Source organism: Rhodococcus sp. H36-A4 (genome assembly GCF_027158005.1).
Taxonomy (GTDB): Bacteria; Actinomycetota; Actinomycetes; order Mycobacteriales; family Mycobacteriaceae; genus Rhodococcoides.
The window spans coordinates 793,318-810,693 of the sequence record NZ_JAPVLQ010000002.1; the positions used below are offsets into that span (position 1 = coordinate 793,318).

18 protein-coding genes are annotated in these 17,376 nt (G+C 61.7%); 7 read left to right on the top strand and 11 right to left on the bottom strand.

Going from position 1 to position 17,376, the window contains the following annotated elements:
- Window positions 1-62 precede the first annotated feature (62 nt).
- Window positions 63-1,244 carry a DNA polymerase IV gene (gene dinB, locus O1W68_RS08660; RefSeq protein ID WP_269302896.1) on the top strand — a complete coding sequence of 394 codons (1,182 nt, stop codon included), beginning with the start codon at window positions 63-65 and terminating at the stop codon, window positions 1,242-1,244.
- Here dinB and O1W68_RS08665 read toward each other — a convergent pair.
- Both O1W68_RS08665 and O1W68_RS08670 read right to left on the bottom strand, forming a co-directional pair.
- The gene (locus O1W68_RS08665; RefSeq protein WP_269302663.1) at window positions 1,230-2,618 is read right to left on the bottom strand and encodes a cytochrome P450; all 1,389 of its coding nucleotides are present in this window, start codon (window positions 2,616-2,618) and stop codon (window positions 1,230-1,232) included. The genes dinB and O1W68_RS08665 overlap by 15 nt on opposite strands.
- A gap of 123 nt (window positions 2,619-2,741) precedes the next feature.
- Window positions 2,742-3,344, bottom strand: a complete 603-nt coding sequence (locus O1W68_RS08670; RefSeq protein WP_269302665.1) for a TetR/AcrR family transcriptional regulator — start codon at window positions 3,342-3,344, stop codon at window positions 2,742-2,744.
- Window positions 3,345-3,477: 133 nt separating this feature from the next.
- Between O1W68_RS08670 and O1W68_RS08675 the strand changes: the two genes are divergently transcribed.
- From O1W68_RS08675 to O1W68_RS08685, 3 genes are all read left to right on the top strand, one after another.
- The gene (locus O1W68_RS08675) at window positions 3,478-4,587 is read left to right on the top strand and encodes a hypothetical protein (protein ID WP_269302667.1); all 1,110 of its coding nucleotides are present in this window, start codon (window positions 3,478-3,480) and stop codon (window positions 4,585-4,587) included.
- 89 nt (window positions 4,588-4,676) lie between these two features.
- Window positions 4,677-5,252 carry a TetR/AcrR family transcriptional regulator gene (locus O1W68_RS08680; protein ID WP_269302669.1) on the top strand — a complete coding sequence of 192 codons (576 nt, stop codon included), beginning with the start codon at window positions 4,677-4,679 and terminating at the stop codon, window positions 5,250-5,252.
- 33 nt (window positions 5,253-5,285) lie between these two features.
- Entirely contained in the window at window positions 5,286-5,564 is a 279-nt protein-coding gene (locus O1W68_RS08685) for a DUF2277 domain-containing protein (protein ID WP_269302671.1), read from the top strand.
- Between the two features lie 56 nt (window positions 5,565-5,620).
- Here the strand turns inward: O1W68_RS08685 and ipdC are convergent, their stop codons facing one another.
- Genes ipdC through O1W68_RS08705 form a run of 4 tightly spaced genes read right to left on the bottom strand, consistent with a single transcriptional unit; the run spans window position 5,621 to window position 9,025 of the window.
- Window positions 5,621-6,688, bottom strand: coding sequence for a (3aS,4S,5R,7aS)-5-hydroxy-7a-methyl-1-oxo-octahydro-1H-indene-4-carboxyl-CoA dehydrogenase (gene ipdC / locus O1W68_RS08690; RefSeq protein WP_269302673.1), 1,068 nt, complete (start codon window positions 6,686-6,688; stop codon window positions 5,621-5,623).
- Entirely contained in the window at window positions 6,685-7,431 is a 747-nt protein-coding gene (locus tag O1W68_RS08695) for a CoA-transferase subunit beta (RefSeq protein WP_269302675.1), read from the bottom strand. Before O1W68_RS08695 ends, ipdC begins: the two co-directional genes overlap by 4 nt.
- Window positions 7,428-8,252, bottom strand: a complete 825-nt coding sequence (locus O1W68_RS08700; RefSeq protein WP_442972315.1) for a CoA transferase subunit A — start codon at window positions 8,250-8,252, stop codon at window positions 7,428-7,430. Before O1W68_RS08700 ends, O1W68_RS08695 begins: the two co-directional genes overlap by 4 nt.
- Window positions 8,253-8,257: 5 nt before the next feature.
- A complete protein-coding gene (locus O1W68_RS08705) occupies window positions 8,258-9,025 on the bottom strand; it encodes an enoyl-CoA hydratase family protein (RefSeq protein WP_269302677.1) in 768 nt (255 codons plus the stop codon).
- Window positions 9,026-9,284: 259 nt separating this feature from the next.
- Between O1W68_RS08705 and O1W68_RS08710 the strand changes: the two genes are divergently transcribed.
- Window positions 9,285-9,704 carry a helix-turn-helix domain-containing protein gene (locus tag O1W68_RS08710; RefSeq protein WP_269302679.1) on the top strand — a complete coding sequence of 140 codons (420 nt, stop codon included), beginning with the start codon at window positions 9,285-9,287 and terminating at the stop codon, window positions 9,702-9,704.
- Window positions 9,705-9,882: 178 nt separating this feature from the next.
- The gene (locus tag O1W68_RS08715; RefSeq protein WP_269302681.1) at window positions 9,883-10,560 is read left to right on the top strand and encodes a hypothetical protein; all 678 of its coding nucleotides are present in this window, start codon (window positions 9,883-9,885) and stop codon (window positions 10,558-10,560) included.
- Between the two features lie 16 nt (window positions 10,561-10,576).
- Here the strand turns inward: O1W68_RS08715 and O1W68_RS08720 are convergent, their stop codons facing one another.
- Window positions 10,577-11,707, bottom strand: a complete 1,131-nt coding sequence (locus tag O1W68_RS08720) for a steroid 3-ketoacyl-CoA thiolase (protein ID WP_269302683.1) — start codon at window positions 11,705-11,707, stop codon at window positions 10,577-10,579.
- Window positions 11,708-11,937: 230 nt separating this feature from the next.
- Between O1W68_RS08720 and O1W68_RS08725 the strand changes: the two genes are divergently transcribed.
- The gene (locus O1W68_RS08725; RefSeq protein WP_269302685.1) at window positions 11,938-13,206 is read left to right on the top strand and encodes a cytochrome P450; all 1,269 of its coding nucleotides are present in this window, start codon (window positions 11,938-11,940) and stop codon (window positions 13,204-13,206) included.
- Between the two features lie 72 nt (window positions 13,207-13,278).
- On the opposite strand, the gene O1W68_RS08730 is transcribed toward O1W68_RS08725, so the two are convergent.
- Genes O1W68_RS08730 through O1W68_RS08745 form a run of 4 tightly spaced genes read right to left on the bottom strand, consistent with a single transcriptional unit; the run spans window position 13,279 to window position 17,329 of the window.
- On the bottom strand, window positions 13,279-14,139 hold the full coding sequence (locus O1W68_RS08730) for a TIGR03619 family F420-dependent LLM class oxidoreductase (protein WP_269302686.1): 861 nt from the start codon (window positions 14,137-14,139) through the stop codon (window positions 13,279-13,281).
- Window positions 14,136-15,305: a thiolase domain-containing protein gene (locus O1W68_RS08735; RefSeq protein ID WP_269302688.1), complete on the bottom strand. Its 1,170-nt coding sequence runs from the start codon at window positions 15,303-15,305 to the stop codon at window positions 14,136-14,138. Before O1W68_RS08735 ends, O1W68_RS08730 begins: the two co-directional genes overlap by 4 nt.
- The gene (locus O1W68_RS08740; protein WP_269302689.1) at window positions 15,306-16,355 is read right to left on the bottom strand and encodes a thiolase domain-containing protein; all 1,050 of its coding nucleotides are present in this window, start codon (window positions 16,353-16,355) and stop codon (window positions 15,306-15,308) included. It abuts the gene before it with no gap.
- Between the two features lie 11 nt (window positions 16,356-16,366).
- A complete protein-coding gene (locus O1W68_RS08745) occupies window positions 16,367-17,329 on the bottom strand; it encodes a Zn-ribbon domain-containing OB-fold protein (protein WP_269302691.1) in 963 nt (320 codons plus the stop codon).
- Between the last annotated feature and the right edge of the window lie 47 nt (window positions 17,330-17,376).

Below are 17,376 nucleotides of genomic sequence, written 5' to 3' on the forward strand. Positions count from 1 at the left end.
ACCCTGTGGTCGTGACCGAGTTCGCCCCCGATGCCCCGGTGAGCAGTGCTGGGGCCAGCATCATGCATGCCGATCTGGACTCGTTCTATGCGTCGGTAGAGCAGCGATACGACCCACGCCTTCGAGGCAAACCGGTATTGGTCGGCGGTGGGGTCGTGCTCGCCGCCAGCTACGAGGCCAAAGCATTCGGGGTCCGGACGCCAATGAGTGGCGCTCAGGCCCGAGCATTGTGTCCGCACGCAATTTTCGTTGCCCCACGCATGGATGCATACATCGAGGCGAGCCGGGCCGTATTCGAGATCTTTCGTAACACCACTCCGCTCGTGGAGGGCATTTCCGTCGACGAGGCGTTCCTCGAGGTCGGTGGGTTAAGCAAAATTCGAGGCACTCCGGTTCGGATCGCCGAAAGACTGCGGCGTGAGGTCAAGGAGCAGGTTGGCCTGCCCATCACTGTCGGTATCGCATGCACCAAGTTTCTGGCGAAAGTGGCCAGTGCGGTCGGAAAGCCCGACGGATTGTTGTTGGTTCCGCCCGGCCGTGAGCTCGAGTTTCTCCATCCGCTGAAGATCGAGCGGCTATGGGGCGTCGGGAAGGTCACCGCGGACAAGCTTCATGCATTCGACATCGTGACGATCGGTGACATCGCCGCCCACAGTGAAGCCTCCATCGTGTCGATTCTCGGTAAAGGCGCAGGGCATCATCTGTATTCGCTCGCCAACAATCGCGATCCCCGACAGGTTCAGACGTATCGGGGACGCAGTTCCATCGGTGCGCAGCACGCACTCGGGAGCGGCCCGACGTCGTCGGCGGAGGTGAAGGTCTCCCTCATTGCCCTGGTGGATCGAGTGACACAGCGGATGCGCGCCGCTGAGCGCACTGGCCGCACAGTGGTTTTGAGCGTCCGGTTCGCTGACTTCACCCGCATCACACGTTCACACACGCTGGGCCGTGCGACAGCCGACACCCAGGCCATTCTCGACGCGTCCCTGACGCTTCTGCAGGACGCGGCGTCTCTGATCGCCGAGCGTGGGATCACTCTGGTGGGCATCACGGTCTCGAATATCGAACGCACGGGTGCCGAGCAACTCGAGTTGCAGTTCGACCGACCCCAGGACGCTCCGAGTGCTTCTGCGCTCGATGCTGCTCTCGACGGCGTTCACACCAAATTCGGGAAGAGTGCTCTCACCAGGGGAGTTCTGTTGGGCCGCAACTCCGGGCTGTCGGTTCCACTACTCCCGGACTGACACCGTCAGTTCGAAGTTCTTCGGCATCAGAGTCAGCCGCTCCTCGATCTTCAGTCGGTAGTCGGGGTCGGCCCGAATATCGAACTGCTGCAATATGGTTCCGAGGACAAGTACAGCCTCATGGATGGCGAACTGCCGGCCGATGCACGCTCGTTCACCCGTACCCCACGGCTTGTAGACGTGCCCCGGCCGTGACCGGACATTGGCGGACAGAAACCGATCGGGATCGAATGCGTCGGGGTTGTCGCCCCAGACCGGGTCTCGGTGCAAACCGGGGATGAGAACGAACGCCCAATCGCCCTTTTTCATCGAATGGATGCCGCCGATCGAGGTGTCCTCGCGCGCCTCGCGGGCGAATGCAGGCGCAGTCGGCCAGAGTCGCAAGCTCTCGTCGAGGATGCGTCGAACCAGTCGGAGCTTGGGGACCTGTTCGAACTCCGGGGTCTGTGAACCCCATACCTCGTCGACCTCGGCGCGCGCGGCCTCGAGAATGTCGGGGTGCTGCGAGAGGTAGTACAGAGCGAAAGATAGAGCGCCCGAAGTGGTTTCGTGGCCGGCGATCAGGAACGTCACTATTTGCTGGCGAATGTTGATTTCGCTCAGGGCATTGGGATTGTCGGCGTCGCGCGCAGCATCGAGCATGATGTCGAGAAGATCGCCTCGACCGGACGTGCCGGCGTCGCGGCGAGTACGCACGATGTCGTCGAGAAGGGTTGCGATGTAGTGCTTGTCGCGTTCGTTCCTACGGTCGGCTCTGCGAAAAACGATGTCGGCCAACCATGGGATCGGCACGATTTCGCGTCGCTGATTGTGTGAAAGGACCCCGACCATCGCGTCGACGAAAGGGTGCGGCTTGTCGCGGTTGAACGAGTCGAACCCATAGCTGAATCCGGTTCTGCCGATGGTGTCGAGGGTCAGCTTGGTCATGTCGGCGGACACATCGACCTTGGTGTGCGAGCGCCAGTGTGCCGTGAGATCGGCTGCGACGTCGACCATGATGTGGTGGTAGCTGCGCATTGCGGGCTGGGTGAAGGCCGGTCGGAGTAGATCGTGTGCCTTCTGCCAGTTCGGCTCGTCCGAATGTGCAGTGAACAGAGCGTCGCCTCCGATCGAGCGCAAGCCCACGATAGCGGGGGATACGTGTTTGACGAACCGATGTTCGTCGCACAACTCCCCGGCCAGGTCGGCGCCTGAAACCATCACGTATTGGCGCCCCATGACCACTCGTTCGAAGATCGGGCCCAGTTTCTCGGCGAGGGCTATCGAATCCTGAACGGGCGTCGATGCGTGTACTCCGAGGACATCGCCGAGGAATGGGAGGCGCCTGCTCGGGTGCGGAAGTGCGTGCGTCGCCACGTCGACGTCGGTGACCATGCTGACCCTCTCGATTCACTACTGAACTCGAATACAACAGTGAACCTACTCGCTACTGAATCAGTGTCAACTGTCACTCGGCGAAGCAATGTCGATCTTCACGATCGGCTCCCTCCCGAGCGTCTATCCTCGGTGACGCGGCTCGCCATCGATGACGGTTTGTAGTGCGTCGCCGTAGCGTTCGACGATGTCATCGGTCGAGGCTGCGAGCAGCCACGGACTCTCGACGACGTACAGGGCGGTCATCAACCCGGACAGCTGCGCTGCGAGCAGATGAGACCGTAACTCGGCGTCGCCCCCCGACAGTCGCGGAGCGAGTGGCGCAATGATCATCTGCTCGATCGCCTCCTGCAGGTGTTCGCGGACCACTGGGCGGTCGGATGCGCGAACGAGTGCTGCGTAGACGGCAGCCGAAGTGCCCACCTGTCGCTGACGTGTTCTGCGGACGACGAAATCGACCAAGGCGCTACCCAATTCGTCGAGTGGTCCCTGCATGACCTCTACGAACGCGTCGGACATCGTCATCGTGCGAATGAAGAGTTTTTCCTTGGACCCGAAATATCGAATGACGAGAGCTGGATCCACGCCCGCATGTCTGGCGATATCGCGGACCCCGGTGGCGGCAAAGCCTTGTTCGGCGAACAGTTGCGTCGCGGCGGCCTGTACGGCTTGGCGGTTGTGGGCGGTACCCGACCGGGCACCCTCGTCCGAGATTTCTGCCGACATTGCTGCGTCCTTTGATCGATGTAACGCTCCTCGGGAAACCATCGTAGTCAACAGTGTTGACAAGTGCGCCGTCAACACTGTTGACTGTCATTTGTCATCATCGTTGACACTTGAACTGAAAGGTCTGTTGCGCATGCCACACTCCAGTGACCACCGGCATCCCGACTGGGATCAGGCCTTCGGGGCCGACACCGAAGCCATCGCACCCGCTCATATTTTGGAGCATTCCCAAGCATCGGCGCCCGCCGCCGGGGAAAGTCGGACCGCGTGGCGCTCCGTCGTCGAAGCGATGGTGTTTCCGATCTTCTTCGCCGTGATGTTCGCGCTCTGTTATGTGAGCGCCTTTCACAATCCGACGCCCCGGAATGTGGAAATAGTGGTCACCGGTCCGGAGTCCTCCACCACCGCACTCGTCGATCGACTCGCGAGCAAAGTCGAGGGCAAGTTCGACCTCCAGACGTCGACAGACACCGCTGCAGCGATCGAACGCCTGCAAGGCCGCGAGATTGCCGGCGTCATCGAACTGGGTTCACCTATGACCGTGCACGTCGCGTCCGCCGAGGGTCCGGTGCTCGTGCAAGCCGTCGAGGGGTTGACCCAACCACTCGCCGCCGCCCAGGGACAGCCGGCGAACATCGTCGATCACGCGCCGCTCGCACCAGATGACCCCACCGGCCAAGCGTTGTTCTACCTGCTCGTCGTGTCCACGATCATCGGCTATCTGACGATCACCGTCCTCGCACAGGTTGCCCCGGCCATGCGGATGCGACCCAAGCTTGGAATTCTCGCTGCGATGTCCGTCATCGGTATCGCGTTGTCGTACCTCGTGTCGTCGATATTCGTGGGGTTCTACGCAGCTTCGTTCGTGGAGAACCTGGCGATGCTCGCGGTGATCTTCACCTATACCTTCACCGTCGGACTGGTCAGTATCCTGGCCAACAAGGTATTCGGCCACGCCGCGATCATGGTGGTGATGCTCCTCATGATCTTCCTGAACTTCCCCAGCGCAGGTGCGGCTATCCCGGTCGACTTCCTCCCCGGATTCTGGTCGGGCGTCAGCAACTTCTGGATCGGCTCAGGGGCGATGGATGCGGCCCGTTCCATCGTTTACTTCGGTAGTACTGGCGTCGACAAGGGACTGTTCATCCTGGGCGGATGGCTCGTCCTCACCGTGGCACTGCTGGTCTTCACCCACCGGCCCAAGAAGACGTCGAAGGATGTTGCGGCGCACGCCGCACACTGACCCGACAATGGGCGTGGACTCTCCGAGCATTCGGCGGAGTCCACGTCCATCTTCGTCTCGAAGTGCTGCCGAGTAACATCGCACACACGATGTCCAGCCCACGTAAACGCCTGTCACCTGATCTGCGACGCGCACAATTGCTCGACATCGGGTCCCGCCTGTTTGCCGAGCGGCCGTACGAAGACGTGTGGATCGAGGAAGTCGCCGACCTCGCAGGGGTCTCACGCGGCTTGATGTACCACTACTTTTCCTCGAAGCGTGACTTCTTCGCCGAGATCATTCGCGTCGAGTCGGCACGGATTCTCGAGATGACAGCCCCCGATACCTCGCTCCCGATCACCGAGCAGGTTGCAGCGGGGCTCGATGCATATATCGGTTACGTGCTCGCCCACGAACACGGGGTCCGCGCGGTCAACCGAGGGGCGATGTCCGGAGACACCGAGATTCAGGCGATGGTGACGGCCGAACTAGGGGTGCAGCAGGATCGCATCCTTGCCGCCCTTCCCCCGGAGGTCCGAGAGGACGAGGTTCTCAGAACGGCGCTACGGGGTTGGGTGTCGTTCGTGCGGGCTGTATGCCTCGACTGGATGGACCGCCGGACCATCTCCGAAGAAGATCTGCGCGGACTGTGCCTACGAGCGCTCGAAGGACTTCTCAGGCTCTAGAAGGATCGCACGACCAGGACTATCGTGGCGTCCATGTGCCGAAACATCACGACGCTGCGCGGGCTCGAACCGCACGCCACGGACGATGAGATCGAGGCCGCGGCAAGACAGTACGTCCGCAAGATCAGTGGCGTCCAGAAGACATCCGACGCCACCCGGGAGGCATTCGAGCAGGCCGTCGCGGAGGTAACTGCCACGACGCACCGGCTGCTCGACGCGCTGCCCGATAGACGTCGACCGCCCCCCACCGTCCCGCCACTGCGCAGGCCCGAGGTCCAGGCGCGGATTGCCGCGAAGGCTTCCGCTTCCTAGCTCTCGGCTGGTCCGGCAGGTGGCGATATCGGTGGAGGGCGGTGACAGAAGGTTGATCAGCTCACGGTCGTGAACTTCTGGATGTCGTCGATACGACGCACTGCGTCCTCGACGATCGCGGAGATCAGCTCGGCGCACGTCGGCAGGTCTTCGATCATTCCGACAACCTGACCCGAAGCCAACACACCAGCACGCGTATCGCCGTCGACCAGGCCTGCTTTGAGCAGCATCGGGGTGTTCGCAGCCATGATGATCTGCTGCCACGTCCGATCGCTGCTGCGGCGCATCGCAATTCCGTCGCGGGCGAGATTCGACCACGTCATACCGGTCATCGACTTGAACTTGCGAGCATTGCCGACAGCGGCGAACAGGCCACGAGCGGGGTTCGACTGTTCGAGACTCGTCACCAGCTCGGTGTTGAGCACCCGGTGCGGCATACCGTCGACGCGTCGCGAGACGGTCGTGTCCTGCAGGCCCCGTTTGAGGTACTCCTGCTTGACCGAATCCGGAACCGTGCTCTCTTGCGTCAACAGGAATCGGGTACCCATCGCAACGCCCGCCGCACCGTAGGCCAGTGCCGCAGCGAGGCCGCGGCCATCGTAGAAACCACCTGCCGCCACCACAGGGATGTCGACGGCGTCGAGCACGGACGGGAGCAGAAGCGTCGTCGCGACCGGTCCGGTGTGACCGCCGCCCTCGCCGCCCTGGACGATGACTGCGTCGGCGCCCCAGGCTGCAACTTTCTTGGCGTGCTTGGCAGCACCGATCGATGGAATTACTACTACGCCTGCCTTTTTGAGCAGCGCGATGAGTTCTTCCTTGGGTGCCAGTGCGAAGGAAGCGACACGCACGTTCTCCCGAATCAGGAGATCGATGCGTTGACGAGCGTCGGTGGCATCTGCACGGATGTTGACGCCGAAGGGCTTGTCGGTCAACGTCTTCGTCTTCGCCACTGCCGCTTCGAGCTCGGCGTAGGTCATCGTCGCCGATGCCAGGATGCCTAGGCCGCCCGCATTGGCGGTGGCTGCGACCAGGCGCGGCCCGGCAACCCAGCCCATGCCGGTCTGAACGACGGGATGTTCGATGCCGACCAGTTCGGTCAGCGGCGTGCGAAGGCCGCTCATCCCTTGACCTCGCGGCTACGCGACCCCTTGGGATCGATGACGCCGAGCAGGGTCATCTCTTCGTCGGTGGGGAGCCTGGAGTCTGTGACATCGGCAGTGTCGAGTTCGAATCCGGTGTTCTCGAGCACCTCGTCGACGGTGACTCCGGGATGCACCGAGAGCAAGCGCATCGCGTGGTTCTCGCCGGAGAAATCGAATACGCCCAGGTTGGTGACAACCCGGTGCAGATCGTGGTGGGCGAACCCTGCGTTGTCGGTGATGCGGTCGTAACCGACACCGGACACCAGATCGACGGTCTCGGTGAAGACGCGTGCCGAGTGCCGCGCAATCCAGTAGCTGGTGCGGTGATTGATCGTGTTGCCGGGGGCGCCGCGGGACCCGAACATCTGTCGCGTCGGCTTGTCGTGCGGGCCGAAGTGCGAAATATTCTGGTTGCCGAACCGGTCGATCTGGTTGGCGCCCATCACTACATGACGTCGACCGCTGGCGACAACGTCGAATACCTTCCGGTACGGGATCCATCCCTCGATCGCGCCGGTGGCACCGAGTGCCGGTGTGTCGGCCATGAGATACGCCTCTCCGTCGGAGAGGAGTAGGTCGGGCTCGGTGGTGAGTTTGGCCAGGCGGGCGCCGATGCTGGGCATGAGGCCCATCGGACTTGCCATGATCTCGCCTGCGCCTGCGAACATGTCCGCGCATGCAACTGCGCAGATGTCCGCCCGGGTGATGTCGATGCCGCTCATGCGGACGCCCCTTCCTGATTTGTCAGCTGAGCGAAGCGCTTCCACCCGTCGGGTTCGGACGCTGCCTCCGCATACTGTTTCTGGAGTTCTTCGTCGCGACCGTAATCAGGTACGCACGAGGTGAATCCGGCACCGCCCGGTGCCTCCACGACGCCGTCGACCATCATTCGGTTCAGCAGGAGAGCCTGCGGGGGAGCGCTAGCAACGAGGTCTGCGGTATCGACGATGCGTTCGACGGAGACGAAACGCTGTTCGGCAGCGAGGCAGAACAAGTCGTCGAAGTACGGGTCAGGGCCGAGGTATGCGGCGTTGCCGTGGGCGTCGGCGAGGTTCAGGTGAACCAGCGCGGCGTCGAGTTCGAGAGCAGGCATCGCGATGAGTTCGCTGCCGTCGTCGTACGGCGAGACAACGGTCTTCAACTCGGGGAAGTACTTCGGCACATCGGAACCGAGACCTGCACGCATCGGCAGGAACGGCAGTCGCTGTGCGGCAGCCTGGAGGCCGGTGTTGACCATGCCCTCGTCGAGCTCGCGTATCTCGATCGCTCCGGCTGTCCGGGCTGCGGAGAAGTAGGGGTCGTACGGAATCGAGTCGAGGGAGACGAAGCCGAAGTAGAGCTTCTTCAATTTCCCTGCGGCACAAAGCAAGCCGACGTCGGGTCCGCCGAAGCTGACGACAGTCAGATCCGTCACGTCCGAGCGAAGGATCGCCTGGATGAGGGCCATCGGCTTACGACGCGATCCCCAGCCCCCGATGCCGATCGTCATGCCGCTCTTCAGCCGGCCCGCGACGTCGTCGGCGGTAAGCACTTTGTTGCGCATTGCTGTCATTTTCCTGCTGCTCCTTTGGCGCGTGCGAGATCGTCCTCGAACGATGCGCGGATCTCGTCGGCTGCTCCCGACAGGTTCAGTTCGAAGGTGAAGCCTTGCTCGTAGCGGTAGCTTCTGTGTACCGGCTGCAGATCGATACCGTTGAGTGCTTCCTTCGCGGCTCGGATCACCCGCGGGTCCTTGGCGGCGATATCGCGTGCGATTTCCAACGCCGTATCGTCCAGTTCCGCTCGCGGAACCACTTTGTAGACCGAGCCGTGGTGCTCCAACTGCTGCGCGGTGATGGTGGACGCGGTGAAGAACAGCGCGCGCATCAGGTGCTGTGGTACGAGTCGGGACAGGTGCGTCGCCGCGCCCAGGGCGCCACGGTCGACCTCGGGGAGTCCGAAGGTTGCGTCGTCGGAAGCCACGATGATGTCGGAGTTGCCGACGATCCCGATGCCCCCGCCGAGGCAGAAGCCCTGCACGGCGCTGATGACCGGTACTGCGCAGTCGTAGACCGCCGCGAATGCGGCGGCACATCCCCGGTTGGCGTCGATGAGGCGACCGTGCCCGGAGTCGCGCGCGAACTCCTTGATATCGACGCCCGCACAGAACCCGCGGTTCTCGGCTCGCACGACCACGACGCGTGTGTTCTCGTCGCGGCTTGCTGCGGTGACTATGTCAGCGAAGTCGAACCATCCCTGCGTCGGATACGCATTGACGGGTGGGTAGTCGACCGTGACGACGGTGATTCCGTCGGTGGTGCTCGAAGTGATTGCCATTGATCAAGGATCCTCACGTAAGCTGAAAAACAAGCAAGTGCTTGGTAGGTTAACACGAAGACAGAGATATCGGTCTTCTCGAGGGTTCGGGGTCCTGCCCGAAAGCCTCGTTTTGACGGTTTGCCTCGAATTACAAGATCAACATGTCCGTCGATCAGGAGAAAACGGTCGGCTACCGGGTATAGGGTTATCATTTCGTTATCGTTACGGCGCCTCATGCGGGCGGTGCCTCTCCGTTTCGGAAGGATGAAATATCCCGATGTCCATCGACTTCGCGGCACGTCTGAACAAGCTATTCAGTGTCGTGCATCCCCCTGGCCGCAGGCCCCACACCAATGCCGAAGTTGCCGACGCGCTCGCCGGCAACGGACATCAGATTTCCAAGCCGTACATTTCGCAACTCCGGTCCGGTCAGCGCAATAACCCGTCGAACGAAACGGTGGCCGCACTGGCTCGCTTCTTCAAGGTCGAACCGGACTACTTCTTCAACGACATCTACGCCGCCAAAGTCGATCACGATCTCGAACTTCTAGCGCAACTGAAGGGCTACGGCCTTCGTAGGCTGTCGATCAGGGCTTTCGACCTGTCCGAGGAATCGCAAAACCTGTTGAGTTCGATGGCTGAGAAGTTGCGAGCCAGTGAAGGTCTCCCGGAGGTTCCGCCGGACGGCACCGGATAGGGCGCGTCTTGCACGGCATTCGCGCGCAGAATTGTAGATAGGCATGGCCGAGGCCAGCTGTTCAGGAAACTCGAGGGTTGCTGAAAAGTAGCTGATGCGGTTGAATCCTCAATACAGGATGGTCGAGTCGCTGGTTCGCCGTCGACAGTGCTGGCAGGCGTTGGAGGGCAGTACCACAGTGACTGACGATCGCAGGGAAACGTTCGATGCACGCGACGGTGGAATTGCCATCGAGCAGCCACTCCTGCGCGCGGTGTTGTCCTATACCCCGAACGGCCGACCTGCTCCGCACCCGTCCGAGTGGGTAACACTGCACTCCGAAGACGGCGCTGCAGCGGTACGACTACGGATGGCGTGCGCAACCGGAATCGACAACGCCATCAGTGGACCGTTCGACTCAGTGTTCTATCCGTTCGGCTCCTTCGACATCATCGTCCCGTCACGAAACCCGGGTCAGGGTGCGCTGCTGATGATTCAGTTGACCGGACCGGATGCGCCCACCCGATTCGAATTCGACGTCGAGCTACCCGCCTACTGGGCGCTGAGGGTGGAGGTCGACGGATCGGTGACAGCACTCGACGAGATGGGCAGAGGCATGATCTACCTCGGCGCGCCGTGGGCGTTCGACGCCGAGTCCTGCCGAGTACCGGTCCGCTACACGCTCGAGAACGGCAAGCTGGTAAAGAACATCGAACTCGACGCAGTCGCTGCATTTCCGGTACTCGTAGATCCCGACCCCGACGCGATTCTCACCGGAGACGGGCGCTTGATCACCGAAACGTGGATTCCATGGCTCGCGCCGAGCAGCGATGATGTAACGCTGCCCGACACGAAAAAGCCCCCGAATCAACTGTGACCTCTAGTCGAGAGGTTCAGATCCGTTCGATGATTGTGCCGGTGGACAATGCCCCACCTGCGCACATCGTGATCAATGCTGTCGAACCGTTGCGGCGTTCGAGCTCGTGTAGCGCCGTCGTGATCAGTCGAGAACCGGTGCTGCCGACCGGGTGACCGATTGCCAAGGCTCCACCGTTGACATTTACCTTGTCCATGTCGGGCTTGTGCACCGAAGCCCAGGACAGTAGAACCGAAGCGAACGCCTCGTTGACCTCGAACAGGTCCAGGTCGCCGATCTTCATCCCGCTCTGCTCGAGGACACGCGTGGTGGCCTGCACCGGGCCGTCGAGGTGGAACTCGGGCTCCGCTCCGACCAAGCACTGCGAGACGATGCGTGCACGAGGGGTGAAACCGAGCTCTCTGGCTCGATCCTCATCCATCAGGATGACCGCGGCGGCGCCGTCGGAAATCTGAGACGAGGTACCTGCAGTGTGCATTCCGCCGTCCATCACGGGCTTGAGCTTCGCCAGCGATTCCGCTGTCGTGTCACGCAAGCCCTGATCCCGGCTCACGGTCTCGTCTCCGACCTGCACCGACATAACTTCACGGTCGAAGCGCCCCTCCTCCCATGCCGCCTTGGCGAGGGCCTGCGACCGAACGCCGAGGGCTTCGAGGTCAGTTCGGGTGATGCCGCGGCGTCGTGCTATCCGCTCTGCGGCTTCGAACTGATTCGGCATGTCGATGCTCCACGAATCCGGCCGTCTCGGTCCGGCGTTCTCGCCGACATTGGCTCCGAGAGGAACGCGGCTCATGGCTTCGACACCGCAGGCCATTCCGGTATCGATGGCTCCGATCGAAATCAAACCGGCGATCAGGTGGTTGGCCTGTTGCGCCGAGCCGCACTGAGCGTCGATCGTCATTGCACCGCTCTGCCACGGCAGGCCCGCGTGAAGCCATGCAGTCCTGGTGATGTTGTTCGACTGTTCACCGGCCTGGGTGACACATCCGCCGATGACTTGCTGGACCAACTCGGGGGCGACGCCGAGTCGCTCGATTGCACCGGTCTGGGCAAGGCCGAGCAATTCGGCAGCGTGCAGACCCGACAGCCATCCACCTCGCTTGCCGATCGGTGTACGGACGGCCTCGACGATAACGGGATTGCCCACTGCGGGCTCCTCTCTCTTCAATCAAAAGTAGAACAGGTTCCATCTTACTGTTAATGGGCGTTGACCGTATCTTCTTCCCTATCTCGACCCCTTGTGTTTGAATAAAGCTAGAACGTGTTCCAAAAGAGCGCGGCCCGTGAAAGTGGCTCCGAGCAGCAGCGCAGCCTGCTCGGAGGCCCCGAACAGGACCGCAGCCTGTGTATCGACCCAAGAAACTGTCAGGAGAGCAAGTGACAGACCTACATCAGGACCTCATTCGTCCCGATTTGCCGGAGGGCTTCGACCCGACCGACCCCAGTATCTACGAACAGAGGATACCGGTAGAAGAGTTCGCCGAGCTTCGCAAAACAGCTCCGGTCTGGTGGTGCCCGCAGCCGCGCAACGTCGGTGGATTCGACGACGACGGATACTGGGTCGTCACCAAGCATGCCGAGATCAAAGAGATCTCCAAGCGCAGCGACGTCTTCTCGAGCTTCGAGAACACCGCGATGCCGCGATTCAACGACGACATCACACGCGAGCAGGTCGAACTGCAGCGGTTCGTGATGATCAACCAGGACGCTCCCCAGCACACCAAGACCCGCAAGATCGTCGCCAAGGGATTCACCCCTAGGGCGATCGGTGGCCTGCACGATGAGTTGGAGCGTCGTGCGCAGGAGATCGTCAAGAAGGCGGCAGAGAATCCGACCGGTGACTTCGTCACCGAAATCGCTTCGGAGTTGCCGTTGCAGGCCATCGCCGATCTGCTCGGGATCCCGCAGGAGGATCGCAAGAAGATCTTCGATTGGTCCAACGAGATGACCGCATACGACGACCCGGAGTTCGACATCGACCCGGTCGAGGCGTCGACCCAGATCCTCGGGTACGCGTACGGCATCGCGGACGAGCGTCGAAAGTGCCCCAAGGACGACATCATCACCACCCTGATCAACGCCGACATCGACGGTGATCACCTCGCACCCGAGGAATTCGGCTTCTTCGTGATCATCCTTGCCGTCGCGGGCAACGAGACCACCCGCAACGCGCTCACCCATGGGATGGGTGCGTTCATCGACAACCCTGAGCAGTGGGAGTTGTACAAGAAGGAGCGCCCGGACACCACGGCGGACGAAGTCGTCCGTTATGCCACCCCGGTCACCTCCTTCCAGCGCACCGCGAATCAGGATTTCGACCTGAACGGCACCATGATCAAGGCCGGTGAACGAGTCGTGATGTTCTACGGCTCCGCGAACTTCGACGAAGACGTCTTCGAGGATCCGTACAAGTTCGACATCCTACGAGACCCGAACCCGCACCTCGGCTTCGGTGGCCACGGCGCTCACTACTGCATCGGGGCGAATCTCGCGCGGATGGAGATCAATCTGATGTTCAACGCGATCGCCGACCACATCCCCGACATCTCCAAGCTCGGCGATCCCCGGCGTCTACGCTCGGGTTGGCTCAACGGAGTCAAGGAATTCCAGGTCGACTACAAGGGCGGCTGCCCAGTCCCGCACTAAACCTGGTAGTAAACACGAGAGCGGCAGTACGTCTTCGTAAGACGTACTGCCGCTCTCGTATTCGTATGGCGTCTAGATGAACTTCTCCGCGAACTTCCGAAGCGAGTCCTGCTTCGCTTCCAGCGGACCGTCGAATGCGATGCCGTCGAATATCCACGGTACCGAGATGATGTCGGTGACACCGGCGTCTTCCAGTTCGGCGTAACCGTCCTTACCGAAGCGGTCGATGCACACGGTCTGGATCTCGAACGGCTTGTCGGCCGTGCCGTACTCTTCTCGGAGTTCTCGCAGGCGGGTGATGACGGTGACCAGATCGTCGAACTTGATCATCGCCGACGTCCACCCGTCACCTACTCGAGCAGCGCGTCGTAGCGCCACATCGGTGTGACCGCCGACGTAGAAAGGAACCGGCTTCGTAGGTGCCGGACTCATCTGAAGCTTGTCGAAATCGAAGAACTCGCCGTGGTACTCCACCATGCCGCCGCCGAGGATCGCCTTGAGGACCTCGATCATCTCGTCGACTCGCTTGCCACGCTTGGCGTAAGGTGCCCCACACCATTCGAATTCCTCTGGAGCCCAGCCGATCCCGACACCGAATCCGAATCGATTGTCGGTCAGTGCGGCAACCGAACCTACTTGGCGGGCAAGTAGAACCGGATTGCGAGACCCGAGCTTGAGGACCTGGGTATAGAACTCGATGGTCGAGGTCACCGCACCCATTGCAGCTGCCGCGATGAGCGGATCGACCCATGGAGTTTCGGCATTCCACATTCGTGAGCCATCGGGTGTGTACGGATAATCCGTCGTCTGTGTTTCCATGTAGAACAACGAATCCGGTAGTGCGATCGAGGAGAAACCGCACTCCTCGGCTGTCTTCGCCAGCACCGGCAGTTCGTGTAGCGGTGTCATTGCAATACCGACCGTGTACTTCATGGCTGTTCGCTCCCTACGACCCACATGGAGAAATATTGGGACCCTCCGCCGTAGGCGTGGCCGAAGGCTTTCTTGGCATTGTCCACCTGGTGGTCGCCCGCGCGGTGCATAACCTGCATTGCCGCCTCGGCAAACCTGATCATTCCCGACGCCCCGATGGGGTTGGACGACAGAACGCCGCCGGAGCAGTTGACCGGGAGCCTACCGCCCATGGCGGTGTCGCCTGCCTCGGTCAGTTTCCATCCCTGGCCCTCGGGCACGAATCCGAGGTTCTCGAGCCACATCGGTTCGAACCACGAGAACGGAACATAAATTTCAGCAACATCGATCTCTTCGAGAGGATCGGTGATTCCCGCTGCCTTCCACAGTGCCGCAGCCGCATCGCGGCCCGCCTGGGGACTGACCTGGTCGCGTCCGGCGAACGTCGTCGGCTCGGTGCGCATCGAAGTAGCGTGGATCCACGCAACCTTCTTGCCGTCCGCCTCACGAGCGTGGGCCGTGGCCTCGTCACCGATCACCACCGCGCAGGCCCCGTCGGACGACGGGCACGTCTCGTCGTATCGGATGGGGTCCCACAGCATCTGTGACGCCTGAACCGACTCCAGCGTGATGTCCGGATGCTTCAGGTGCGCATAGGGATTCCGGCTACCGTTGAGCCGGTCCTTGACCGCCACCATCGCGCCGATGTGCTCGGGTGCATTCGATCGGCGAATATACGAGCGGATATGCGGGGCAAAGTATCCGCCGGCACCAGCACCGACAGGCATGTTGAACGGCACCGGAATCGACAAGGCCCACATGGCATTGCTCTCCGATTGCTTCTCCCAAGCGACGGCGAGAACACGTTTGTGCACCCCGGACTGCACCAACGACGACGCCACGATAGCCGTCGAGCCACCCACCGAACCGGCAGTGTGGACGCGCAGGAGCGGCTTGCCAGTGGCGCCGATGGCGTCGGCCATGAACAACTCGGGCATCATGACGCCCTCGAACAGATCAGGTGCCTTGCCGATGACGACCGCATCGATGTCGTCCCACGACACCTCGGCGTCGATCATCGCGCGGTCGATCGCCTCGCGCACTAGTCCGGACATCGAGACGTCGTGTCGCTTGGCGACATAGTGAGTCTGGCCGGTACCCAGTACCGCAGCGGGTTGCTTGCTCACTTATCTTCCCTCCATGACGGCTACCAAGTTTTGTTGTAGCAGTGGGCCGCTCGTTGCATGCGCGAGAACCCGACCGGCACTGCCGTCGAAGATCCTCGACGCCGCATGGCCGATTCGCTCGAGTCCGGCGGAGAACATCGGGTTTCCCACCAGCGTGCCACCGGAGGGATTGATCGTCGCGGTCTCGGGGAGCCAGTCGGACAGAATCAGTTCCTGATGGGTGAACGGTGCGTGCAGTTCGGCCAGCTCGATGCCGGCAAGATCACCGCCCGACGCTTTCACTGCGGCGTTGTATGCCGACGGCGCCGTCGTCAGATCCCGTGCGCCGAAGTTCGGCGAATCGATCAAATGCTCGATCCCGCTTATCCACGCGGGGTTTTCGCGAAGAGAGCGCGCACGGTCACCCGCAGCGAGGACGATCGCCGACGCACCATCGGTCACCGGTGCGCAATCATGTGCGCGCAGGGGGTCTGCGATGTAGTCCGCCTGTAGCAACTTCTCGATGTCGAGGTTGCCGGACAACTGTGCCAAAGGATGAGCGTTGGCACGGTTGCGGACGGCGACCTCGGCCATTGCTCGCGCGTCCCACTTCCCGGCGTCGATTCCGGCCCGTGCCTGGAGTCCGGCGATGGATAGCGAATCCGGCCACAGTGGAGCGACGAGGTAGGGATCGAGTTGCATCGCAAGAATTTTCGCCAGAGTCCCCGCCGAAGACTTTCCGAAGCCGTACACCAGCGCTGTCTCGACCTCGCCCGTCATCAGTTTGATCCAGGCTTCGTACAGTGCCCATGCCGCATCCATCTCGACGTGAGACTCGTTGATCGGTGGGACCGCACCGATGGCGTCGATGGCGGAAATGAAAGAGAAAGCCCGTCCGGCCAGGTAGTCGGAAGAACCCGAGCACCAGAATCCGATGTCGGACTTCGTGATTCCCAACTCGGCATACAGCTGCTGGAAACATGGAACCAGCATCTCGACGCCGTTGGTGGTACCCGCCGTCTGTGCGACATTCGGTGCCTGTGCGAAGCCCACCACTGCGATATCGGTCATGCTCTCGCCCCTCAGAGGTGGTGCTTGTAGGTGTCGTACTCGGCGTCGGGTTCACCCGTCGGCCGGAAGTACTCGATGTTCTCGAGCGTGTAACCCCATTCCTCGCGCGGCTTCCACTTGGCCTCGACGCGCATTCCCATCCGGACGTCCGCCGGATCGCATTCGAGAATCAGATGCTGGAACGGAATGTCGGCGCCGTCGAGCAGCACATATGCCGCAATGTACGGAGGCTTGATCTTCTGGCCCTTGAACGGAACATTGACGATGCAGTAGGTCGTCATGATGCCGTGATCGGGTAGTTCGACCTTCTCCGTCGTCGGCCGCCCGTCCGTTGGGCTTGCGCCGCGCGGCGGGACGTAGACCTTGCCCTCGGAATCTGTCCGGCCTCCGAGGAAGCGCCCTTCGGCGAGACCGCGAAGGTAGTAGCTTTCCTCGGCCGAGGCAGTGTGGGTGTACTCGAGGCGGACGGGGGTGGTGATCATCTCGACGGGTTCCCCGGACGCACCTTCAGGTTCAGGTTCGGACTCTTTCGTTAGCTCAGCAGGTTCGAAGCACACGATGTCGTGAATGTCGCCGGTACGGTCCTGCGCCCATCGCGGTTGTACGCGCATTCCGGTGGACATCCGGTCCGCGGACTCGGCGTCGACGGCATGAAGGAGCGAGGTGTCGGCGCCGTCGAGTTGGATCAGTGCGAAGGCGAAAGGTCGATCGAGGGGGTGGTCGTCGTAGGGAGTCTCTACCCAGGACCAAGAGGTTACGGTGCCTGTGGAACCGACGTCGACGAAGTCGGTGACGGGTTCTTTTGTGACGGAGTCGTATTCGGGTGGGGGCACGTATACCCGCCCGTCGCTTCCTCGTCCGCCGATTATTTGCTTGCGGCGCAGGCCCGTAAAAAATGCCCCGATGGTAGGCCCGACAGAGCGGGTGTAGTCGAAGGCGTTGTTCAAGGGCGCGCTGAGTGGTGTACTCACCATAGTCACATTTTTCAGTAGAACAGGTTCTCATTATGGTGGCAAGGCCG